The organism is Mesorhizobium sp. M0052, from assembly GCF_040323255.1.
GTDB lineage: Bacteria > Pseudomonadota > Alphaproteobacteria > Rhizobiales > Rhizobiaceae > Mesorhizobium.
In genome coordinates, this window is record NZ_JAMYUS010000014.1 from 119,109 (window position 1) to 141,938 (window position 22,830).

Consider the following 22,830-nt stretch of genomic DNA (forward strand, 5'->3'; position numbering starts at 1 on the left):
GTTCTCCCATTTTGCTTCGTTGGTGGTTCAGTCGGCCACGCCGCAATAGCGGGCCATGAAGGCGGCGAAGCCGACTATGCCGGCGAAATATTCCTCGACATCCACGTGCTCCTCGAATGTGTGGCAATTCCTGATGTCGCCGGGCGCGCAATAGACGGCAGGAATACCGAGCTGATTGATGAAGAAGGGGGACTCCGACCAGAACGGTGCGCCCTCGATGACGCCGCGTCCGCTCATTGCGCCGGCCATCGCGTCGGACAGCATGGCGACTTCCGCCCGCGTTTCGCCGATCTCGGCAGCGGTGCCGCCCAGCCTGTGGTCGCGGCCGGCGGGGTAGGCGAACTCTACCGAAATATCCGGATCGGTGATCGCGCCGCGCACGGCAGCCTCGATCTCGGCGGCGGCGGTGTCGAGGTCTTCGCCAGGCAACAGCTTACGGATCAGCGAGAGCGTGCAGCGCTCGGGAACGGCAATGTAGCCGCCGCCGGCAAGCCCGGTGATAAGCAGGAAGCCGCGCCCGACCAGTTTGTGCTCGGCGCGCGCGGCGACCTCATCCGAATGCTTCCAAAGCGCCGTCATCGCGGCATGGCTTGCACGGAGCGCATCCTTGCCGAGTTCTGGCACACCGAAATAGGCGGATTTGCCGGTAATCGAGATATCGGTGATGAAGAAGCCGATCTGCGCCGCATAAACGGCCAGGCGGGTCGGCTCGACATAGACGCTGAAATCGGGTGCTGTGACCTCGCCGGTCTCGATGCGTCCGACGAAGTGCTTGATCCCGGCGGAAATGCCGGTGCCGGGCTGGCCGCTCTCCTCGTCGCCGACGAAGGCAAAGGCGACGTCGCCCTTGAGGCGAACGCCGGCCTTGTCGAGCAGCGCGAGTGCCGCAAGCGAAGCAGTGATGCCGGCCTTGAGGTCGCCGGAGCCTCGGCCCCAGACAGCACCATCAATGATCGGGGCGGCGAACGGATCCTCACGCTCGGTGCCTGCCCAATGCTCGCGCCAGCCGTCGACATGGACGGTGTCGGTATGGCCGATGAACAGCAGGCGCTTTCCCTGGTCGGCCCCCTTGCGCTCGCCCCAGATGTTGGGCCGCCCGGGAAGGAATTCCGTCCTGGTCAGGCCGCTGAGGTCAAGGTCGCGCATCCTGGCTTCGAGGAAGTCGACGAAGTTGGCTTCGTTGCCGGTGATGCTCTCGCGGTCGATGGCGCCGCGAAACAGCGTTAGTGCGTCGTCACGGTCGAGCGCTGCCTGTAGGCGGGCGGTAATATCGTGAGTCATATCGCGGCCTCCTTCAGGGCGGCGGCCTGGGCAGGCGGCAGCGAAATCCGGCCATCAGGCGCGTCGACGCCGAACAGCGTGTTGTGCAATTGGCCAAGGCCGATTGCCGCCGCGCCGATGAGGGCTGCGCGTGCGCCAAGTTCGCTCGCCTCGACCCTGACCGGATATGGGAAGCATAGCGGCAGAAGCGCCTGCACCCTGGACAGGATTTCGGGCCGCAACCCAATCGAGCCGCCGAGGATAAACTTTTCTGGATTGGCGATTGCCGCGATTGCCGCAACGCCTTGCGCCAGATAGCGGGCAGTTTCGTCGAGCACAGTGAGCGCGTCCTTGTCGCCAAGCGCGGCATTCTCGAATATTGCCGGCACCGAGACCTGCCTGCCGGTGAGGGCGTGGTAGCGATCGGTCATGGCGTGGGTGGCCACCGCGCGTTCGAATGCGCCGGTGCGCAGTGATTCCTCGGCGAAGGGATCGGCGCCGATCGGCATAAAACCGATCTCGCCGGCGGCGTGCCCAGCACCCCGCACCAGATGGCCGCCCAGCATCAGCCCGCTGCCGATGCCGGTGCCGAGCGCGATGTAGGCGAGATTGTCGATGCCCTGGCCTTGGCCGAGCCAGTTCTCGCCAAGCACCGCGAGATTGACGTCGTTCTCGATCATCACCGCGACGCCGAGCGCTTCTTCGAAGGCATCCAGCACATTCATTGTGTCGAAGCCGGCAATGTTCGGCGCCATTAGAATGCGGCCGGTGGCCGGGTCAGGAGCGCCAGGCGCGCCGATGACGGCCAGGCGTATCTTCTTGCGCGCGACGTGCTGTCTGGCCGCCGCATCGAAGGCCAGCGCTGCAATCTGATCGACGACGAACTGGCCGCCGCGCGGATCGGTCGGTGTGGCGGCTTCAGCAAAGATCTGGCAGGCAAGGTCGGTCAGCGCGACCCGCACCTTGGTACCGCCAAGGTCGACGGCGATGATATAGGCTGCGTCGTGGACCAGTTCGTAGGTGACGGCGGTGCGCCCGACATGGCCGCTGGTGCGGCCGGTTTCCTGGACCCAGCCCTCCTGCTCGAGCCCGCGCATGATTTCGGAGATGGTCTGCTTCGACAGGCCCGTCAGCTTGGCGATCGAGGCGCGGGAGATCGGCCCGCCCTGGACGATCGCTTCCATCACGGAGCGCTGTGAGAACTGACGGGATATGCGCGGCAGGTCAGTCACATTGAACTCCGGTTAATTCGTTCTATTACCGAACTTATTATTCGGAACTGGACCTGTCAATGTATGTTCGCGAGCGGCCGTTTTTGCGTACGCGAACATTGATCCGGAGGCAGGATTCAGGCGCGTTGCTGCTGTTCGGCAGAAGATAAATGCGGTCAGCGAATGGCTGGATCTGCTTCTTGAATCAATTTGGCGAACAGCTCCGTAGCCATTGACGAATAACGATCATGCTAGTCTCTGAGGGGCACTGTTTTCTACAGGAGATCAATACAGCGGATGGTTCGCCGGTCCATATCTCTCGTATTCTCTTGTATGGGTCTGTCGAACCAAAGGACGATGAACAAGACTAACTATTGGCTTCGAGAATATTGGTGATGTACCGCGGGTCTGCCTCCCAGTGAATGGCTCAAATGGGGCCGGCAGCGGAACGTCCGCTTGCAGTTTGCAAACGTGGATAGCTACCATACCGCTTTCACTTGCAAAGGCGCGTTTGACGCCAACTGGTCTGGCCCGAAGCCGACATCTCCGTCCAGCATAGTCCGACCATGTTCGGCGCAAGCTGCTCGCTTGAACCGTGGGATAGAATTCCGCCAATTTCAGGCACGTGGTTGTCAGGCGCCTACCGAACTTGACAAGCAGTCTTGCAGGAACTGCGTCGAGCACTGAACGTTTGACCAAGCGCGGGCATTTCCGCCTTGGCTAAGGACCATCAATGTTCACGTTCATGTTTGCCACCGGCATCGAGAACAGCACCCCCACCATTCGACAAGGCCGGGAGCGCGTCGACGAAATGGAAAAATGCCGCTTCTACGAACGATGGCGCACCGACTTCGAACTGGTCCAGGATCTCGGGGTGCATTTCCTCCGCTACGGACCTCCCATCCACAAAACGTGGCTGGGTGATGGACGTTATGATTGGGCATTCGCCGATGAGACCTTCGCGGACCTGAAGGCGAAAGACATTCTTCCGATCGTCGACCTTTGCCATTTTGGCGTGCCGGACTGGGTTGGCAACTTCCAGAACCCGGACTTTCCGACACTATTCGAGCACTACGCCAGGGATTTCGCGATGCGCTATCCGTGGATCCAGCTCTTCACCCCAATAAATGAGATGTTCATCTGCGCCACCTTTTCGGCTCGCTGGGGATGGTGGAACGAACAACTGAGCAGCGACACTGCTTTCGTCACCGCCCTCAAGCACATCGTGAAGGCGAACGTGCTTGCCATGCGGGCGATCCTCGAGGTGCGGCCGGACGCCATCTTCATACAGAGCGAATCCTCGGAATACTTCCACGCCGATTCTCCCGAGGCGGTCGGCAGAGCGGAACGGTTCAACAGCGAGCGTTTCCTGTCGCTTGATCTCAACTACGGTCATGACGTCGACGCGCACACCTATCGCTATCTTCTCGAAAACGGGATGACGGCCGAAGAATACAGTTTCTTCCTGGAGAGCCATCTGCGCAGGCATTGCGTGATGGGCACCGACTATTACCAGACCAACGAACATCGGGTTTGGGCAGACGGAACGACGTCCGGGTCCGGCGAGGTGTTTGGCTATGACGAGATCACGCGGCAGTACTTCAACCGCTACCGGCTTCCCGTAATGCATACGGAGACCAACATCAGCGAAGGCCCCAATGGAGACGAGGCCGTCTATTGGCTGTGGAAAGAGTGGGCCAACGTGCTGCGGATCCGCAACGATGGCATCCCCATCGTAGGCTTCACCTGGTACTCGCTGACGGATCAGGTGGACTGGGACAGTGCGCTTCGGGAGAACAACGGACGGATCAATCCGCTCGGCCTCTATGACCTCGACCGAAATCCGAGGGCGGTGGGGCGCGCTTTCAAGGCGCTGATCGCGAACTGGAACAAGCTGCTGGCCACACAAAGTGTCTGCCTTGCTTTGCCGGTCTTTCTTCCCTCACAGCAGGACGATGCCATTGTTCGCGCGCAACAGGATTATGCGCGCAGCCTGCTGAGCGTGGATCGGCTCGCTGAAGGCTGGACTGAACCACTTGCTGCTCCCCAGAAAGAGGTCGAACCTGATGCGCCTGGATAACAAGACTGCAATCGTAACCGGTGCTGCAAGCGGGATTGGACTGGCCATCGCCATGCGGTTGGGCACCGAAGGTGCACGGGTGAGCCGACGTGGGTGGAGGCAAGGTCCAGAAGGCGCGCATGCGGTTCGACAAGGGGCGCTCCGGGGAGACCGCTATCACGGTGCTGTCGACTTGCGCTCACGCGTTCGGCAGGTTGGTGATAATCGTCAACAACGCGCCGGCCTGGTAATCTTTAAACCCTTGAGGCTCACTGGCGCGGTCTGGCTGAAGGTGCTGAGCGTCGACCTGCTGGGCGCAATTTATTTCGCCCGAAAGGCATTCGCTCATATGACATCTGGCGGCGTCATCGTAAACGTATTGAGTGTGCGCGGTCGAGACGAGCTCCGCATGTCGAGCTATACGCTGCGGCAAAGGCCACCCTCCTGTCTCTAACCGAGACGCGACGGATATTGCACCTTGGCCGACTGGGCATGACTCCGGACGATTACCGAACCAAATGGAACCTGCCTCGCAATTACCCGATGGTGGCACCCAACCATTCGGGAAGCGCTCTGCATATCGCCTATAACACCCCAGTGGGCGGACAGCTCTCGCCTGAGGCGTCAGTCGTCCTTGAGGCGCTCCGGCATCGCATTGGAGACCCAAGGCTGGTGCACAAGGATCATGACATTGAATTCCACTCTTTACAGGAACAAGTGCCTTTCCTCGGGATTAGGATTCGACGCCGCAACGGCGTCGAACCCCAAAGGAGACTCACATGAAACGTAAGATTTTGACAGCTACAGCGATCTCTCTCTGTCTCGCCACCGCGGCCTTGGCGCAGTCGTCGGGAACATCCAGCGGCACGAACGGAACGTCCGGCTCATCGGCCGGGTCGGGTATGAGCTCTACGTCCGGCTCCGGCCAAAGCGGTATCCCGAGCGGCTGGGACAGCAAGCTCTCCGGCTCATTCTTCAGCGACGCCAATTCGGGAAGACTTCTGTCGCAGGATGAGATCCGCAAGAACTGGTCGTCCCTGAGCTCTGAACAGCAGGCACAGGTTCGCTCCGACTGCTCGAGAATGACGGCCAGTAACGGCACTGGCTCTGGCACAATGACCGGCACGTCAGGTAGCTCGGCTTCGACCGGCAGTGATACAACGGCGAGTATCGGCACCGGCTCTGGCACAGCCACCGGCACTTCAGGCAGCTCTGGTTCGACCGGCAGTAACACCACGGCCAGCAACAGCACTGGTTCGGGTACAACCACCGGCACGTCGGGATCCTCGAATACAGCTGGCGATACGACCGCCAGCACCAGCACGGGTTCGGGCGCGAACTCGGCTGCTCTAATGGCTTCGATGCGGCAACTCTGCAGTCAGGTTCAAGGGATGTGAGTGAATGCGGCGCTCCGGGCCGGCTTGGCCGGAATAAGAAGAGGCCTTGAAGGCCCGGGCATCGCTTTGGTTTGGTAGCCATTTCGGCGCTGAAGTCGGCCGGAGATCGGGGTGACAACTCGGCGCTTGTCGCGCTGCTTTTCTATCGCAGGCGACCGTCCCTCGCCAATAGCGCGCTTCGCGTCGAGACACTTCTCCCGGCTGAGGCAAGCGAGATTCCGTCCCGTCCATACCTGCCAAGATAGACCGTCTCGCGGCGTCCGTTGAGCCTGTAGTCCAGCCGAACCAGATCGCACCACTGGGCATCGCGCGGACATACATGCCGTCACGGTTTGCAATCTTATAGATTTTCTCTTTTGGTTTCAGTGCCTTAAGGGCGGCATCCGTCTGAAAAGTACCGTCAGTACAATTTCGAGGCTCTTCGGCAGAAATTTTGCTTTATCTTCAGTTCCTTAAGGCATAAAAAAGCACCGTCAGAGCCTCATTGGATCTGACGGTACTTCGAAAAATCTGAGCTACCAATATGCGGAAGGTCCGTCAGCCGGTCCGTCAATCCAATTTCTCCGCACCGATTGTCGCTGATTGTCTCCGAATGGATTTATAGTTATCAAACGGTTGTGGCGTACAATGGCGTATTTTTCGGCGCCGTTTGAGTAGGCCTGAATCATTCCCACTCGATGGTGCCTGGCGGCTTTGACGTCACGTCGTAGACGACGCGGTTGATGCCGCGGACTTCGTTGATGATGCGGGTGGCCGCCGCGCCGAGGAAAGCCATGTCGTAGTGGTAGAAGTCGGCGGTCATGCCGTCGACGGACGTCACGGCGCGCAGGGCGCAGACGAATTCGTAGGTGCGGCCGTCGCCCATCACACCGACGGTCTGCACCGGAAGCAGCACGGCGAAAGCCTGCCAGATGGCGTCGTAGAGGCCGGCCTTGCGGATCTCGTCGAGATAGATGGCGTCGGCCTCGCGCAGGATTTCGAGCTTTTCGCGGGTGATACCGCCGGGGCAGCGGATGGCAAGGCCTGGTCCGGGGAACGGATGGCGGCCAATAAAACTTTCGGGCAGGCCGAGTTCCTTGCCCAGTGCCCTCACCTCGTCCTTGAACAGTTCGCGCAGCGGCTCGACCAGCTGCATGTTCATGCGCGCCGGCAGGCCGCCGACATTGTGGTGCGACTTGATGGTCACCGACGGGCCGCCGGTGAAGGAGACGCTCTCGATGACGTCGGGATAGAGCGTGCCTTGCGCCAGGAAATCGGCGCCGCCGAGTTTCTTGGCCTCTTCCTCGAACACTTCGATGAACAGCCGGCCGATGGTCTTGCGCTTCTTCTCGGGGTCGGACTCGCCTTCCAGCGCCGAGATGAATTTTTCCGACGCGTCGACCAGGATCAGCGGCAGATTGTAGTGCTGGCGGAACATCGCCACCACGCCGGCGGCCTCGTCCTTGCGCATCAGGCCATGGTCGACAAGAATGCAGGTCAGCTGGTCGCCGACCGCTTCGTGGATCAAAAGTGCGGCGACCGAGGAATCCACGCCACCCGACAACGCGCAGATGACCTTGCCCTTGCCGACCTGCTTGCGAATGGTTTCGACCGCATGCTCGCGATAGGCGCGCATCGTCCAGTCGCCTTCGATGCCGGCGATGATGTGCACGAAGTTTCTCAGCAGCCTGGCGCCATCCGGCGTATGCACAACTTCCGGGTGGAACATGATGCCGTACATCTTGCGCGCGACATTGCCGAAAATGGCGAAGGGCGAGCCTTCCGACTTGCCGAAGACCTCGAACCCCTTGGGCAGCGAGATGACGCGGTCGCCATGACTCATCCACACCTGGTGACGCTGGCCGGGCGCCCACAGGCCTTCGAACAGCGGGCTGTCCTTTTCGATCTCGACGAAGGCGCGGCCGAATTCGCGATGGTTCGAGCTTTCGGCGACGCCGCCCATCTGCACGCACATGGCCATCTGGCCGTAGCAGATACCGAGCACCGGCACGCCGGCATCGAAGACGATCTGCGGAGCGCGCGGGCTGCCGATGTCCGATGTCGAGGCGGGACCGCCCGACAGGATCACGGCTTTTGGATTGATACGCTTGAAGGCAGCTTCGGCCGATTGAAACGGCACGATCTCGGAAAACACGCCGGCCTCGCGGATGCGGCGGGCGATGAGCTGCGTAAACTGACTGCCGAAATCGACAATCAGGACTGTATCGGGATGATTGGCTGTCGTCATGGCGAGCCTTTAGAGAAAGAAACGAGTCGGCGCAATGGGGTGCGTAGCCCGACTTTCAGAGCGCTGCCGGCTCTTGCCCAGGCTGCTCCTTGTGTAGCGTGCCGGAGCCGATGGCCTGTTCGAGGCGCATGACTGCATCCGCCAGCTTCTCGTCGATGACATGCAGATATTCGGTCCAGTCTCCAACGTGGCGCAGATCGGCTGCACCGTCTGAAATGCCGCGCAGGCCGATAAGCGGGATATCGAACAACTGGCAGGCGCGCAGGCAGGCGAAGGTTTCCATGTCGACCATATCGGCGGCGATGGCGTCGTAGGCGGCGCCGGTGATGATGGCGCCGCCGGTCGACAGGCTGGCTTCTTTCATGCCCGGTATCCTGAATGATAGCGGGACGGTCACCGGCAGGTCGAGGAACGGCGTCGCGCCTTTTTCGAAGCCTAGCGGCGAAGCGTCGATGTCGCGATAGCTGACCGAGACCGCCTGGTAGATTTCCGTCTGCTCTAGTGTGCGGCTGCCGGCGGAGCCGAGCGAGACGACGAGATCGGGCAACGCCTTCTCGGATTTCAGCCATGACAGTTCGGCGCCGAGCCGCACACCTGCCTCTACCGGGCCGACGCCCGTCATCAGCGGCGTGAACAGTTTTTGCAGATGCGGACCGTACTCGGCCTGCGCCGCCATGACGAAGAGGACGTCCTTGCCACCAATTCGCGTAATTTTGGCCATCAGCCTGCTATCCCGTCACGGCCAACCACCGTCATCATCGTGCCGGTCATGGTCGCGATCAGCTTGGCCTCGCCATCGGCGGCAAAGGCGTAGGCCTGGCCGTCGGCGACGATGATGGTGCGGCCGGGCTTGGTCACCGAGCCGCGGAACAGGAAGCGTTCGCCCCGGCCGGGCGCCAGGAGGTTGACCTTGAACTCGATGGTCAGCACGCCGGAATTTTCCGGCATCAGCGAGAACGCGGCGTAGCCGCAAGCCGAGTCCAGTGCGGTCGAAATCACGCCGGCATGCAGGAAACCATGCTGCTGCGTGAGTGCGGCCGAATAGGGCATTTCGATCTCGATGATGCCCGGCGTCACAAGCGTCAGTTCGGCGCCGATGGTCGCCATCGCCTGCTGGCGCGCGAACGACGCCCTGACGCGGTCCTCATAATCGGGTGCGGGTACGATCTTTGCTGCCATGGCCATCGCCCTGATTTATCTGCAAAGCTTATCGCAGACGCCTGAACGCCACGCAAATGCTTTTGCTGCACTGCAGCAAAGCACTCAGTTCAACAGGAGCAGCGACGCGTTGAGCAAGGTGGCGAAGGCTACCCACGCGGCATAGGGCGCAAACAGCCAGCCGGAAACCCGGTCGCGGTTCCACACCGTGGCTATGAACAGCGCAATGCTGGCGAGAAGAGCCAGGATCACGACCAGTGCCGGCCCCATCTGTTTGGCGCCGAAGAAAGTCGGCGACCACGCGAAGTTCAGAACAAGCTGGAGGGCCCAGATCTTCATCGCGGCGGCTGCTCGTTCCCGCTCCCATGTCCGCCAGCCGGCCACGGCGATCAGCACATAGAGGAGCGTCCAGGCCGGCGCGAAGACCCAGTTGGGCGGGTTGAAGGGCGGCTTGGCGAGCGAGGCATACCATTCACCCGGCAGCGTCGCATAGCCGATCAACAGGCCGCCGCCGAGCACCAGAAGGAGGAAAAGCAGAAGCGACACATATCTTTGCAAGAATTCTACCCCGTCTGGCGGCCGACGCCGCGCATCTGCAACTGGCGCTATGTCAGCCTGTCAATCGCAGCGTCAATTCGCCCGACGCAGCGCACAGAAATGGAACCCGTCGGTGCCGCTCAGAGCCGGCGACAGCGAGATATCGCTTGTCTTGCCGATCCGGGCGGCCGCTGCGTGACCGGGGAAGCTGGCATCCCAGAGCGCGCGATGATCGACCGGGACGAAGCCCTTGTGCCGTTCGCGAAAGGCGGCGACCTGCTCGCCATTCTCCTCGTCGAACACCGAACAGGTGATGTAGACCAGCAGGCCGCCCGGTTTGACATAGGCATTCGCCGCATCGAGGATCGCCGACTGCTCGCCCTTGCGGGCATCGAGCTGTCTTTGCGTCAGCCGCCATTTGGCGTCTGGACGGCGCCGCCAGGTGCCGCTGCCGGTGCAGGGCGCATCGACCAGCACGATGTCCATGTGGCCTGCGAGGGGGCTGAGCTCAGCCGGCTTGGTGACAACCTGGACGTTGCGGTTTTCCGAACGGCGGATGCGGTCGAAGATCGGCGCCAGCCGCGCCTTTTCGGCATCATGGGCGAAGACCTGGCCTTTGTTGGCCATCGCCGCAGATAGCGCCAGCGTCTTGCCGCCGGCGCCGGCGCAGAAATCGAGCACCTGCATCCCGGCTTGCGCGCCGGCAAGGGTTGCAACGATCTGCGAACCCTCGTCCTGAACCTCGAACCAGCCCTTTTGGAAAGCCGGCTCGGCCTGTACGTTGGGGTGCCGGCCGTCGCCGTCGATGGGCGGGATGCGAATGCCTTGCGGCGCAATAGCAGCTGCCTTGGCGCCGGTGTCGGCGAGTTCCGCCAGCACTTTGGCGCGGTCGGACTGCAGCGTGTTGACCCTGATGTCGAGCGGCGGGCGGGTCGCCAAAGCCGCCCCTTCCGCAACCCAGTCTGCGCCAAAGGCTCGTTCGAACAACGGCGCGCACCAGTCGGGTACGTCCGCCCGCACCGCCTCCGGCGCGTCTTCAGGCCGGCGCTCGGCCAGCGCCTGCAACTCGGCGGCGCTGAGCAACGGTGGCGCGAACTTGTCGCCCTCGAGCGCATCGTTGAGCGACTGCGGCGTCTGGCCCCATTCGATGAGCAGCGCGCCGAAGCCGATGGCGCGGGGCGTGTCTTCACCCAAAAGCCAGCCGGCGGAACGTTTGTGGCGCAGCGCGTCGTAGACGATGTTGCCGATCGCCGCGCGGTCGCCGCCGCCCGCAAAGCGATGCGACAGGCCCCAATCTTTCAGCGCATCGGCCACCGGCCGGTGGCGCCGGCCAATGTCGTCCAGCACTTCAATGGCTGCCGCCAGCCGTCCGCCCAGTCGCATTCGTCATTCCATCTATCGAGCACAGTATCTTTCGGCCTGCTCTTAGAGCGTTTCTCGTCGAGATTGAACCCCGCTTGAATTTCGCGGCGACGAGGCCTTCCGCTCGCGGCCGACGATTTTCCCCGCCGGCAAATGTCTGCACGCCGGCGATAACAAATCTCAAATATATGCAAGGTCTCTAATGTTGGTAACTGGCCGCCGTAAGCACGATCTGTGGCGCAATTGCTCTGCTTTCCAAGCTTTTGCGTTGGGAATACTCTTTGCGCCATGATTCGCGGCGCGGAAAAGCGGACCGGCGGATCGATACGAGGAGAGGGCAATGAAAACGTATCTTGCGGAAGTTCTAGGGACATTTCTATTGGTGTTTATCGGCACGGCGTCGGTGGCGACGGGTGGCTTTCTTGCCGACTTGCCGCTCGGCCAGGAAGCCATCGGCCTGGCGTTCGGCATCGGCCTGATTGCGGCGGCCTATGCGGTCGGCCCGATCTCGGGCGCGCATCTCAATCCGGCCGTCACGCTCGGCGTCTTCCTTGCCGGCCGGCTGCCGGCCAAGGATGTCATTCCTTACTGGATTGCACAAATCATCGGCGCCATCCTGGCCTCGCTGGCGCTGTGGATCATCGTCTCCGGCCAGACCGGCGGGCACACCACCGGTTTCGGCGCCAATGGCTGGGACGTGGCGAAGTGGGGGACGAGTTCGGCCTTCCTGTGGGAGCTGATCGGCACCTTCACCTTCGTCACCGTCATCCTCGGCGTCACCGCCGAGAAGCACTCGACGGCGTTCGCCGGCCTTGTCATCGGCCTGACGCTGGCCGGGCTGCATTTCGCCATGATCCCGGTGACCGGCACCTCGCTCAATCCGGCGCGTTCGATCGGCCCGGCGCTGTTTACGGGCGGCACAGCCCTCGGCCAGCTCTGGCTGTTTATCGTTGCGCCGCTGATCGGGGGCGCGATCGCCGGCGTCGTCGCCAAGGCGCGCATCTTCGAAAAGGACTGATTTCGAAGCCTGCATAACAAAAAGGCGCGGGCCTCGGCCCGCGCCTTTTTGCTTGGGAGGCACTGCTATCAGGCGGCGATGTCGAAACGGTCGGCGTTCATCACCTTGGTCCACGCCTTGACGAAATCACCGACGAATTTCTGCCCGGCATCCGCCGACCCGTAGACCTCGGCCAGCGCGCGCAGCTGCGCATGCGAGCCGAAGATCAGGTCGGCGCGCGTGGCGGTCCACCTGACCGCCCTGGTCTTGCGGTCGCGTGCTTCGTAGACCTCATGCGAGCCCGGCTCGGAGGCCGGATCCCAGATGGTGCTCATCGAGAGCAGGTTGACGAAGAAGTCGTTCGTCAGCGTGCCCGGCCTGTCGGTCAACACACCATGCTTCGAGCCGCCGGTGTTGGCGCCGAGCACGCGCAGGCCACCAACCAGCACCGTCATCTCCGGCGCCGTCAGGTTGAGCAGTTGCGCCCGGTCGACCAGCATGGCTTCAACCGTCATCGGCGGTTTGCCCCTGACATAGTTGCGGAAGCCGTCAATTTTCGGCTCGAGCGCCGCAAAGGAATGGACGTCGGTCTGCGCCTGCGAGGCGTCGGTGCGGCCGGGCGTGAAGGGGACCTTCACCGCATTGCCGCCATCCGTTGCGGCTTTCTCGACCGCGGCGACGCCGCCGAGCACGATGAGGTCGGCCAGCGAGACCTTCTTGCCGCCTGCGTTGAACTCGTTCTGGATGGCTTCGAGCTTCGCCAGCACGGTAGCCAGTTCGACAGGCTGGTTGACCTCCCAGTCCTTCTGCGGCGCCAGGCGAATGCGCGCGCCATTGGCGCCGCCGCGCTTGTCGGAGTTGCGGAAGGTCGAGGCCGAGGCCCAGGCGGTCGAGACCAATTGCGAAACGCTGAGGCCCGAAGCCAGGATCTTGGCCTTCAGCAATGCGATGTCCTGGTCGCTGACCAGCTCATGGTCGACGGCCGGAACCGGATCCTGCCAGATCAGCTCTTCCTTCGGCACCAACGGGCCGAGATACCGCACGACCGGCCCCATGTCGCGATGGGTGAGCTTGTACCAGGCACGGGCGAAGGCATCGGCGAACTGCTCCGGATGCTCATGGAAGCGGCGCGAGATCTTCTCATAGGCCGGGTCGGCCCGCAGCGCGAGGTCGGTGGTCAGCATTGCCGGCGCATGACGCTTCGAGGGATTGTGCGCGTCCGGCACCGTAACCGCGCCAGAGCCGCCCTTCGGCGTCCACTGATGGGCCCCGGCCGGGCTCTTGGTCAGCTCCCATTCGAAGTTGAAGAGATTGTCGAAGAAGTTGTTGCTCCACTTGGTCGGCGTCGTCGTCCAGGTAACTTCGAGGCCGGACGTGATCGCATCGCCGGCAATGCCGGTGGCATGCTTGCTCGACCAGCCGAGGCCCTGCGCCTCGATGCCCGCGCCTTCCGGCTCGGCGCCGACCAGTGTTGCATCACCGGCGCCATGGGTCTTGCCGAAGGTGTGGCCGCCGGCGATCAGCGCCACGGTTTCCTCATCGTTCATTGCCATGCGCGCGAAGGTCTCGCGGATGTCGCGGGCTGAGGCCAGCGGATCCGGCTTGCCGTTCGGCCCTTCCGGGTTGACGTAGATCAGGCCCATCTGCACCGCGCCGAGATGGCCGTGCAACTCACGGTCGCCGGAATAGCGCTTGTCGTCGAGCCACTTGGTTTCCGAACCCCAGTCGACATCCTGCTCGGGCTCCCAGACATCGGCGCGGCCACCGGCAAAGCCAAAGGTCTTGAAGCCCATCGATTCCAGCGCGACGTTGCCGGTGAGAATCAACAGGTCGGCCCAGGAGATCTTGCGGCCGTATTTCTGCTTGACCGGCCACAGCAGCCGGCGCGCCTTGTCGAGATTGGCGTTGTCCGGCCAGCTGTTCAGCGGCGCGAAACGCTGCTGGCCCGCACCGGCGCCACCCCGGCCGTCGCCGATGCGATAGGTGCCGGCGCTGTGCCAGGCCATGCGGATGAACAGCGGCCCGTAATGGCCGAAATCGGCCGGCCACCAATCCTGCGAATCCGTCATCACCTTGTGCAAATCCTCGATCACCGCGTCGAGGTCAAGCGTCTTGAACTCCGCGGCGTAGTCGAAAGCTTCGCCCATCGGGTCCGAAAGGCTCGACTGCTGGTGGAGAACGCCGATGTCGAGCTGGTTCGGCCACCAGTCGCGGTTGGTCCTGGCGGAGGTTCCATGCGCGACCGGGCATTTGCCGGCGCTGTTGTCGTCGGTCATCGCGTCCATCTTGGCCTCCGAATTGCTGATTTATGTGTTGTTTTTTCCGGGCCGGCCGGGAGCCGCGCCATTCTGGAATGGTTCCAGACTAAGCCGTCTCTTCGATAAAAACAAATTGCCTTTCCTGTTTGTTGCGATAGGCTTTCCTTATGATTGGCTTGACCGTGCGGCAGATGCAATATTTCGAGGCTTTGGCGCAAACGCTGCATTTCGGCCGCGCCGCAAAACTCGCCGGCGTCAGCCAGCCGGCGCTGTCCGCGCAGATCGCCGAGATGGAGCAAAGGCTGAACTGCCGGCTGTTCGAGCGCGGCGGCAAGACGGTGCGGATGACGGAAGAGGCGCAAGCGCTGCTGCCACGCATCGAGCGCATCCTGCGCGACATCAGTGATGTCGAGACGACGGCCCGGCGCGGCCGCCCGGCCATGGAAGGCCGCTTCCGGCTGGGCATCATCCCGACCGTGGCGCCTTATCTTTTGCCGCATGTGCTCCCGGAGCTGAAGCGGCATTTTCCGTCCCTGCAGCTCGAACTGCGCGAAGCAGTGACGGCATCACTGGTCGAGGACACGGCAACCGGACGGCTCGACGCCTTCATCGCCGCGCTGCCGCTCGAGCAGCCGGGCCTGGTCACCGAGGAACTGTTCGCCGACCGCTTCTTCCTCGCCGTGCCAGCCGGAGATCCAGCCTTCGCCTCGCCACCGGTGCCGCCGGAAAGCCCGGCGCTGGAGCGGTTGATGCTTTTGGAGGAAGGCCACTGCCTGCGCGAACAGGCGCTGGCCCTGTGCGGCAGCGTGCGTCCCGTAGCGATGGCAAGCTACGGCGCCACCAGCCTGACGACGCTGCTGCAGATGGTGGCGCATGGTCTCGGCGTCACGCTCATCCCCGAAATGGCGGCAAGGCCGGCCAGCGCCATGCCGGACCTCAAGATCGTGCCGTTCCAGGAGCCAATGCCGCAACGCACGATCTGCCTCGCCTGGCGCCGCAACAAGGTGCGGCATGATGAATGCGTGGAACTGGCGAAGATCATTCGGGGGTTGGATGCGGCGGTGCTGGGGGTGTGAGTCGTTCGGGTCTTAGATGGCGCCTTGGGAACCCCGAAAAGAAACTCAAATCAGGCGCGTTCGAGAATACCCGCCTTGACGGCTGGTCGCCAGATCGCACCAAAGCCTCAAGGGATAAATACCAGAAATACATACGCGAAAAATACCACGGCATGGACGATTCCGGTCAGGAAGGTCGTCCTTTCGTTGCTAAAGCTTACGCCGCATATGAAAAGCGCTAAAACCAAAAGTACTGCGTCAGCTTCCGGGAGCCCCAGGGTCAACCCTCGTCCCGTAAGCAGGCTGGCTGCTGCGACCGCAGGTATTGTCAAACCAATCGTGGCGCAAGCCGAACCCATTGCGACATTCAGGCCGCGCTGCAGCTCATTGTTGAGTGAAGCGCGAACCGCCGAAATGGCTTCCGGCATCAAAACCAGACCCGCGATCATTGCCCCCACAATGCTGTCAGCCTGGGTCACCTGGTAAGCAACAAGCGCATCTTCAACACTTGCGGCGACCTGCTCGGCGAGCATGACAATTCCGATCAGTCCGATTACCAGGAGCAGAGCGCTGGAAGAGATGCTTTTGTGAGGGGCGGTTCGCGCCGAAAGGTCGTGTGCCAGTCCTTCGATGAAATCGTCCCGATGCCGGACTGTCTGCGCGAATACAAAGCTTGCATAGAGCAGCACGGAAAGAACGCTTACCAGGCCAAGCTGAGCTGCCGAAAATGTGCCGGGATCGGTGGTCCGCGTGTAGGTCGGCAGGATAAGCGTCATGACGGTCAGTGCGGCCAGAACCGCCAGATATGCGCTGGTCCCTTGCCGGACAATTGCCTGCTTGCGATGCCGCCAGCCGCCAAACGTGAGACACATTCCGACAACGCCGGTGGAGGCAATCATCACTGTCGAGAAGACGGATTCACGTGCAAGCGTGGGGTTGTTCTCTCCATGCAGCATCATGGAAACGATAATCGACACTTCGATTGCCGTCACGGCAAAAGTCAGCACCAATGTGCCGTAAGGCTCCCCCACACGGTGGGCCACCGTCTCGGCGTGATCGAGCACCACGAAAATAGTGATGAACATGATCGCACTCGAGAGCGCTCCGACGAGAATCCTGACGCTCGGCGAACCTTCGTCCACCGGTAGCCCGCTGACTCTGACCGCAACGGCCAGTGCCAGCGCGGCCAAAGGCATCGCATAGGAAGTCGCTGATCGTGCGAAACCATTCATTCAAGCCCCAATGCGTTCGGCGAACCTTGCGGAAGCCTGTCGAGCACCCCAATGTCGTTTCGAAGCGGGCGATCCCGTCCCCCGGCGTTCAACCCTCAAGCCGTCTTCTGCACCACCAGCCCCAGTTCCTCCACCATCGCCTCGCGCATCAGAAACTTCTGCGGTTTTCCCGTCACCGTCATGGGCAGTTCGGTGCGGAAGCGGATGTAGCGGGGGATTTTGTAGTGGGCGATCTGGCCGGCGCAGAAGTTCTTGATCTCCTGCTCGGTCGCGATCTGGTTGGGCTTCAGCACGATCCAGGCGCACAGCTCCTCGCCATATTTGGCGTCGGGAATACCGAACACCTGCACCTCCTTGACCTGGGGATGGCGATAGAGAAATTCCTCGACCTCTCTGGGATAGACGTTTTCGCCGCCGCGGATGACCATGTCCTTGACCCGGCCGACGATGTTGCAATAGCCCTCGGCGTCGATCGTGGCGAGGTCGCCGGTGTGCATCCAGCCATCGCTGTCGATCGCCTCGCGGGTCTTTTCCGCATCGTCCCAATAACCCTTCATCACGGAATAGCCGCGGGTGCACAGCTCGCCCGGCGCGCCGACCGCGACGGTGGCGCCGTCGGCGTCGATGGCCTTGACCTCGACATGCGGATGGATGCGGCCGACGGTGGAGACGCGCTTTTCCAGCGGGTCGTCGACACTGCTCTGAAAGGAGACGGGACTGGTCTCGGTCATGCCGTAGGCGATGGTCACCTCTTCCATATGCATCAGCGACACCACCTTCTTCATCACCTCGATCGGGCATGGCGAGCCCGCCATGATGCCGGTGCGCAGGCTGGAGAGATCGAAGCTGGTGAAGTCGGCGTGGTCGAGCATGGCGACGAACATGGTCGGCACGCCGTAGAGGCCGGTGCAGCGTTCCTGCGCCACCGCCTTCAGCGTCGCGCCGGCGTCAAAACCCTCGCCAGGAAACACCATGGTCGCGGCCTTGGTGACGCAGCCCATCGTGCCCATCGACATGCCGAAGCAGTGGTAGAGCGGCACCGGGATGCAGAGCCGGTCGTCGACGGTGAGCTTGATCGCAGCGGTGACGAAATTGCCATTGTTGACGATGTTGGTGTGGGTCAGCGTCGCGCCCTTGGGCGCGCCCGTCGTGCCTGATGTGAACTGGATGTTGATGGCCTCGCCCGGCTTCAGCCCTTCGGAAATGCGGTCGAGGCTGTCATGCTCGTCGCGGCCGGCCATCGACAGCACATCGGCGAAATTGAACATGCCGGGCGAGTTGTCGTCGCCCATGCGAATGACGATCTTCAGCGTCGGCAATTTCTGCGCCTTGAGCTTGCCGGGGGTGGCGTTGGCGAGCTCCGGCGCCAGCGTCTCGATCATGCCGAGATAGTCGGAGGTCTTGAAACTGGCGGCGGTGACCAGCGCCTTGCAGCCGACCTTGTTGAGGGCATATTCCAGCTCCGTCAGCCGGTAGGCCGGGTTGATGTTGACCAGGATCAGGCCGATGCGAGCGGTGGCGAATTGGGTGACCAGCCATTCCCAGCGGTTGGGCGACCAGATGCCGACACGGTCGCCTTTTTCGAGGCCGAGCGCCAGGAAGCCGGCGGCGAGCGTATCGACCGTGTCCGACAGTTCGCTCCAGGTGAAGCGCTTGTCCTGTCCGACGAAGACGGCAGCATCCTGCGTGGCGTATCTGCCGACCGTGTCGGAGAAAAGCTGAGGGATCGTCTTGTCGAGTAGCGGCACCGAACGGTCGCCCGACACATGTGCCCGGCCGTCGAGCGGAGCGATGAACGCCCTGCCGCGCCCGCGCAGATTGGTGGCGTTCTTGAGCTCGTCGAGATTAATCGCCATCGCCGTTTCCTCCCGATGAGTGAGCCTAGCAGCCTGATGGGGTGGTGGAAAGTACAGGCGGTTCCCCTCCCCCTCGAGGGGAGGGTGCCTCGCGAAGCGAGGCGGGTGGGGTCCTCGGCGAAGTGCTCGACTTCCTTGGTCACGGTCGACCCGGCTTGGGTGGTCTCGCGTCGAGCACTGCCGGAGCGACCCCACCCGTCCATCCGCCTTTGGCGGCTGTCCACCCTCCCCTCAAGGGGGAGGGAGCGCGCTCATCTTCGCGGCTATTTCCCGCACTAGCGCCTCATCCGCAGCAGCACGATCTTTCCTGGCAGCCACGAGGCAGGCCTGCGACTTCAGCACAACCCCATCGGCCAGCACCTTGAGATGGTTGGCGCGCAGGGTCGAGCCGGTGGTGGTGATGTCGACGATGACGTCGGCGAGGCCTGCCGCCGGTGCGCCTTCGGTGGCCCCGAGGCTTTCGACGATGCGGTAGACCTGGATGCCGTGCTTTTGCGAGAAGAACTGCTGCGTGAGCCGCCAGTATTTGGTTGCGATCCTCAGTCGCCTGCCGTGGCGCTGGCGGAAATCGGCGGCGACATCGTCGAGATCGGCCATAGTATCGACGTCGAGCCAGATGTCGGGCACCGCGACCACGACATCGGCATGGCCGAAGCCGAGGCGAGCGACGATTTCGGCGCGCGCCTCCCAGTCGGCGAGGTTTTCGCGCAGCAGATCCTCGCCGGTAATGCCGAGGTCGACCGAACCTTGCCCAATCTCGCCGGCGATTTCGGACGCCGACAGGAACGCCACCTCGATGCCCTCGGCGCCGTCGATGCGGGCGCGGTACTGGCGCTCATCGCCGGGCAGGCTGACGGCAAGCCCGGCCCTGGCCAGTACCTCCAAGGCCTGCTCCTTGAGCCGGCCTTTCGATGGGATCGCCAGCGTGATCATTGCGGCTCTCCCCGCAGCGCTTCGATGCGGTCGAGCCAGACAGAGAAGCCGACGCCGGGGATCGGCGTCTTGGCGCCGAGCAGGGTCAGCAGCCGGTCGTAGCGACCGCCGCCGGCCAGCGGCCGCTCGCCACCAAGTGCTTCGATCTCGAAGACGATGCCGGTGTAGTAATCCAGCGGACGGCCGAAGGCAGCGTCGTAGCGGATCGTCTTTGCAGGCAGGCCATGTGCCTCGATGGCTTTGGCGCGGGCGGCGAATTTTTCCAGCGCCGCGCCCAGCGAAAGCCCGGCAGAGGCCGCAAAACTTTCGAGCGCAGCACTCGAGCCGTCGAGCGGCACGTCGATGGCGAGGAAATCCCTGAGTGCAGCAAAGGCCTCGTTCGACAGCCGCACGCTGCGCAATTCGGCCTTTTCGATCAGCCGCCGGGCAATGTCGACTGGCGCGCGTCCGCCGGATGCCAAAAGGCCGGCCTCTTCCATGCCGCCGGCAATGTGGGCGGAAAGCGCTTCGAGATCGCCATCGAGCACTAGGGCCGCGACTTCGCCGTCAAGCTCACCGTTGCGTGGCGGGTTGGCGAGATCGGACAACGCTGCCTGCAGCATCGGCGCCGAACCGAAGGCACGCGCAAGTCGCATGCGCCAGCCGCGCGGCAGGCCGAGGGCCGCCAGCACCGCCTCGAAGATGGTCTGGTCGCCGAGGGTGATCGCAAGAGGTTGCGCCGGCAGCACCAGCTGCAGCAGCGCATGCGCATCGACCAGCGAACGCGCATCGGCCTCGGCCGTATCGCGGTCACCGAGATCCTCGATGCCGGCCTGAAAGAACTCGTTGCCGCCCTCGCGGCGCTGGCGGAACACTTCGCCGATGTAGGAATAGCGACGCGGCGTGCCCGCCTGCGAGGCGATGTGGTCGAGGCAGACGGGGATGGTGAATTCGGGCCGCAGACACAGCGTCTTGCCGGTCTCGCTTTCGGTGAGAAAGATGCGGCGGCGCAGATCCTCGCCGGCCATATCGAGGAATGGGTCGGCCGGCTGCAGCACCGCGACCTCAACCGCATGGGTGTTGCGGGTGGCGAAGAGCTTAGTGATTTCGGATGCGATGGCGGGATAGCGAGTCATCGGCTGGTTGGGTGCGAGGCACCCCCCTCTGGCCTGCCGGCCATCTCCCCCTCAAGGCGGGAGATTGGCAGCTTTAGCGTCGGATCGTTTCCTGCAGCGATGAAGATTTGCCAAAGCGCCGATGACATCCAATCTCCCCCCTTGAGGGGGAGATGGCCGGCAGGCCAGAGGGGGGTGTTCAAGCGCCACCCTTCGCACGGTCGGCCGCCTGCGCCGCCAGAATCTTCTTCACCTCGGCGACCAGCTCGCTCTCCGCCACGGTCACCTGCGCTGGCCTTGCGGCCCGCCATTCGGCGTTGTCGGTGATCTCGGCCGACATGCGTGCGCCTTCGATCAGATCCTTGATCTGCAGCTCGCCCTTGGCGCGCTCGTCGCCGCCCTGAATGATGGCAACCGGGCTGCCGCGGCGGTCGGCATATTTCAACTGCGCCTTCATGCCGGCGCCGCCGAGATACATTTCGGAGCGGATGCCGGCCGCGCGCAGGCCGGCCACCATCTTCTGGTAGCGGCCGAGGCTTTCGGTATCCTTGTCCATCACCAGCACGACGACCGGCGCGATCACGTCTGTGGTGTCCAGCTTGCCGAGGTTCTTCAGCGCCGTCATCAGGCGGGAGACGCCGATCGAAAAGCCGGTCGCCGGCACCGGCTCGCCACGGAAGCGCGAGACCAGCCCGTCATAGCGGCCGCCACCACCGACCGAACCGAAGCGCACGATCTGGCCGTCTTCGTTGGGGATTTCGGCCAGAAGCTCGGCCTCGAAAACCGGGCCGGTGTAGTATTCGAGGCCACGCACGACGGAGCGGTCCATGGCGATACGATCTTCGCCGTACCCTGCCGCCCTGACCAAGGCTTCAATCGTGGAGAGCTCGCCAACGCCTTCCTGATAGATCGCGTTCGCATCGACATTGGAATCCTGGCGGGCCTGTTCCCTCGCTGTCGCGAGAAGAACGGCCTCGGCTTGCGCCTCATTCAGTCCGGCACCCTTGGCAAAGTCACCCTCGCCTTCCTTGCCGCCATCCCAGCGCCCCGGACCAAGCAGCAGTCTCACGCCTTCCGGTCCGAGCTTGTCCAGCTTGTCGATCGCGCGCAGCACCGTCAGCCGACGCCCTGCATTCTCATCGCCGCCAAGGCCGATCGCTTCCAGCACGCCATCGAGCACCTTGCGATTGTTGACGCGGATGACGTAGTCGCCGCGCTTGATGCCGAGCGCTTCCATCACGTCGGCCATCATCATCGCCATTTCAGCATCAGCCGCGACGCCCGGTGTGCCGATGGTGTCAGCGTCGAACTGCATGAACTGGCGGAAGCGGCCGGGGCCGGGCTTTTCGTTGCGGAACACCCAGCCGGAGCGGTAGCTGCGATAGGGCTTCGGCAGTCGCTCAAAATTCTCGGCGACATAACGCGCCGTCGGCGCGGTCAGGTCGTAGCGCAACGACAGCCACTGCTCGTCATCGTCCTGGAAAGAAAATACGCCCTCATTAGGCCGGTCCTGGTCGGGCAGGAATTTGCCCAGCGCATCGGTGTATTCGATCAGCGGCTGGTCGGCCGGCTCGAAACCATAGAGCTCATAGACCGAGCGGATCGTCGCCATCATCTTCTCGACGGCGCGGATGTCTTCCGCACTGCGGTCGGCAAAGCCGCGCGGCAGCCGCGCTTTCGTCTTTTCCGATTTGTCGGCCATGGGATGGGTCTTTTCGCTTAGTAATCGATGACTTGTTTGGAGTGGGCGTGTCCTAACCGAAGCGGCTTTGTGCGGCAAGGGTTTGCGCTTTTTCCTTCTCCTCCGAAACAAAACGCACCAAAAGGAAACAATTCCGCCATCGGCGCGGCATCGTGCCGACACAATCAGAGCCGATAAGCGCGCCGAAACAAAGGGTTGGGGCCATGACTGCGGCACACAAGTTCGATATCAGAGACGACGGCTTGCATGAAGTCCGGCTGCGGCCGGCCGAGAGCCGTGCGCAGGTGACGGCGAGCCTCGGTCCGTTCGAGGTCACCGCCGACGAGCGCAAGGGTTCCACCATGCGCGAGGCGCTGATGACCGGATTGCTGGTGATTTATCCGGCCTTTGCGGCACTGGCGGCGATTGTGGCGGGATTGTTCCTGACTGGCGCCAGCGGGACGTGAGTTCCTTACCCTCCCCTTGTGGGGAGGGTCGACGCGTAGCGTCGGG

At 62.8% G+C, this 22,830-nt stretch carries 20 protein-coding genes and 1 pseudogene; 6 read left to right on the forward strand and 15 right to left on the reverse strand.

The genetic code is table 11. The features are described 5' to 3' along the window. Positions 1-27: 27 nt before the first annotated feature. Both NKJ77_RS19910 and NKJ77_RS19915 read right to left on the reverse strand, forming a co-directional pair. Complete coding sequence (locus NKJ77_RS19910; protein ID WP_352535623.1) at positions 28-1,281, reverse strand: M20 family metallopeptidase; 1,254 nt, start codon at positions 1,279-1,281, stop codon at positions 28-30. Beyond that, positions 1,278-2,492 carry an ROK family transcriptional regulator gene (locus tag NKJ77_RS19915; protein ID WP_352535624.1) on the reverse strand — a complete coding sequence of 405 codons (1,215 nt, stop codon included), beginning with the start codon at positions 2,490-2,492 and terminating at the stop codon, positions 1,278-1,280. Before NKJ77_RS19915 ends, NKJ77_RS19910 begins: the two co-directional genes overlap by 4 nt. A gap of 712 nt (positions 2,493-3,204) precedes the next feature. On the opposite strand from NKJ77_RS19915, the gene NKJ77_RS19920 reads away from it, so the two are divergent. Genes NKJ77_RS19920 through NKJ77_RS19930 form a run of 3 tightly spaced genes read left to right on the forward strand, consistent with a single transcriptional unit; the run spans position 3,205 to position 5,313 of the window. Continuing rightward, entirely contained in the window at positions 3,205-4,551 is a 1,347-nt protein-coding gene (locus NKJ77_RS19920) for a family 1 glycosylhydrolase (protein WP_352535625.1), read from the forward strand. A gap of 52 nt (positions 4,552-4,603) precedes the next feature. Next, positions 4,604-4,984: a hypothetical protein gene (locus NKJ77_RS19925; protein WP_352535640.1), complete on the forward strand. Its 381-nt coding sequence runs from the start codon at positions 4,604-4,606 to the stop codon at positions 4,982-4,984. 38 nt (positions 4,985-5,022) lie between these two features. Continuing rightward, a complete protein-coding gene (locus tag NKJ77_RS19930; RefSeq protein ID WP_502896302.1) occupies positions 5,023-5,313 on the forward strand; it encodes a MucR family transcriptional regulator in 291 nt (96 codons plus the stop codon). On the opposite strand, the gene NKJ77_RS19935 is transcribed toward NKJ77_RS19930, so the two are convergent. The 7 genes and pseudogenes from NKJ77_RS19935 to NKJ77_RS19965 form a co-directional block, all read right to left on the reverse strand. Further along, the gene (locus NKJ77_RS19935; protein WP_352519028.1) at positions 5,306-5,848 is read right to left on the reverse strand and encodes a protein TonB; all 543 of its coding nucleotides are present in this window, start codon (positions 5,846-5,848) and stop codon (positions 5,306-5,308) included. The genes NKJ77_RS19930 and NKJ77_RS19935 overlap by 8 nt on opposite strands. 195 nt (positions 5,849-6,043) lie before the next feature. Next, positions 6,044-6,359, reverse strand: a pseudogene (locus tag NKJ77_RS19940) (Arm DNA-binding domain-containing protein); the annotation flags it as partial. A 232-nt stretch (positions 6,360-6,591) separates the two neighbouring features. Then, positions 6,592-8,154: a glutamine-hydrolyzing GMP synthase gene (gene guaA, locus NKJ77_RS19945; RefSeq protein WP_352497997.1), complete on the reverse strand. Its 1,563-nt coding sequence runs from the start codon at positions 8,152-8,154 to the stop codon at positions 6,592-6,594. Between the two features lie 55 nt (positions 8,155-8,209). Beyond that, entirely contained in the window at positions 8,210-8,875 is a 666-nt protein-coding gene (locus NKJ77_RS19950) for a 5'-methylthioadenosine/S-adenosylhomocysteine nucleosidase (RefSeq protein WP_352535626.1), read from the reverse strand. Continuing rightward, positions 8,875-9,333 (reverse strand): PaaI family thioesterase, encoded by a 459-nt coding sequence (locus NKJ77_RS19955; RefSeq protein ID WP_023686843.1) that lies wholly within the window; start codon positions 9,331-9,333, stop codon positions 8,875-8,877. Before NKJ77_RS19955 ends, NKJ77_RS19950 begins: the two co-directional genes overlap by 1 nt. Before the next feature lie 84 nt (positions 9,334-9,417). Then, a complete protein-coding gene (locus NKJ77_RS19960; RefSeq protein ID WP_023704461.1) occupies positions 9,418-9,870 on the reverse strand; it encodes a TspO/MBR family protein in 453 nt (150 codons plus the stop codon). Positions 9,871-9,942: 72 nt separating this feature from the next. Continuing rightward, on the reverse strand, positions 9,943-11,232 hold the full coding sequence (locus NKJ77_RS19965) for an RsmB/NOP family class I SAM-dependent RNA methyltransferase (RefSeq protein WP_023704462.1): 1,290 nt from the start codon (positions 11,230-11,232) through the stop codon (positions 9,943-9,945). A gap of 319 nt (positions 11,233-11,551) precedes the next feature. Between NKJ77_RS19965 and NKJ77_RS19970 the strand changes: the two genes are divergently transcribed. Further along, positions 11,552-12,229: an MIP/aquaporin family protein gene (locus tag NKJ77_RS19970; protein ID WP_023834020.1), complete on the forward strand. Its 678-nt coding sequence runs from the start codon at positions 11,552-11,554 to the stop codon at positions 12,227-12,229. Between the two features lie 68 nt (positions 12,230-12,297). Here the strand turns inward: NKJ77_RS19970 and katG are convergent, their stop codons facing one another. After that, on the reverse strand, positions 12,298-14,493 hold the full coding sequence (gene katG / locus NKJ77_RS19975; protein ID WP_352535627.1) for a catalase/peroxidase HPI: 2,196 nt from the start codon (positions 14,491-14,493) through the stop codon (positions 12,298-12,300). Between the two features lie 140 nt (positions 14,494-14,633). Between katG and NKJ77_RS19980 the strand changes: the two genes are divergently transcribed. Continuing rightward, on the forward strand, positions 14,634-15,542 hold the full coding sequence (locus tag NKJ77_RS19980) for a hydrogen peroxide-inducible genes activator (RefSeq protein ID WP_023667719.1): 909 nt from the start codon (positions 14,634-14,636) through the stop codon (positions 15,540-15,542). Between the two features lie 107 nt (positions 15,543-15,649). On the opposite strand, the gene NKJ77_RS19985 is transcribed toward NKJ77_RS19980, so the two are convergent. The 5 genes from NKJ77_RS19985 to hisS all read right to left on the reverse strand — a co-directional run bounded on the left by NKJ77_RS19985 (position 15,650) and on the right by hisS (position 22,338). Further along, positions 15,650-16,753, reverse strand: coding sequence for a calcium:cation antiporter (locus NKJ77_RS19985; protein WP_352535628.1), 1,104 nt, complete (start codon positions 16,751-16,753; stop codon positions 15,650-15,652). A gap of 95 nt (positions 16,754-16,848) precedes the next feature. Next, a complete protein-coding gene (locus tag NKJ77_RS19990; RefSeq protein WP_352535629.1) occupies positions 16,849-18,609 on the reverse strand; it encodes an AMP-binding protein in 1,761 nt (586 codons plus the stop codon). 231 nt (positions 18,610-18,840) lie between these two features. Continuing rightward, the gene (gene hisG / locus NKJ77_RS19995; RefSeq protein ID WP_352535630.1) at positions 18,841-19,542 is read right to left on the reverse strand and encodes an ATP phosphoribosyltransferase; all 702 of its coding nucleotides are present in this window, start codon (positions 19,540-19,542) and stop codon (positions 18,841-18,843) included. Next, positions 19,539-20,657 (reverse strand): ATP phosphoribosyltransferase regulatory subunit, encoded by a 1,119-nt coding sequence (locus NKJ77_RS20000; protein WP_352535631.1) that lies wholly within the window; start codon positions 20,655-20,657, stop codon positions 19,539-19,541. Before NKJ77_RS20000 ends, hisG begins: the two co-directional genes overlap by 4 nt. A 178-nt stretch (positions 20,658-20,835) precedes the next feature. After that, positions 20,836-22,338 carry a histidine--tRNA ligase gene (hisS, locus tag NKJ77_RS20005; RefSeq protein WP_023686833.1) on the reverse strand — a complete coding sequence of 501 codons (1,503 nt, stop codon included), beginning with the start codon at positions 22,336-22,338 and terminating at the stop codon, positions 20,836-20,838. Between the two features lie 203 nt (positions 22,339-22,541). Between hisS and NKJ77_RS20010 the strand changes: the two genes are divergently transcribed. Further along, positions 22,542-22,784: a hypothetical protein gene (locus NKJ77_RS20010; protein ID WP_023681830.1), complete on the forward strand. Its 243-nt coding sequence runs from the start codon at positions 22,542-22,544 to the stop codon at positions 22,782-22,784. Positions 22,785-22,830 lie beyond the last annotated feature (46 nt).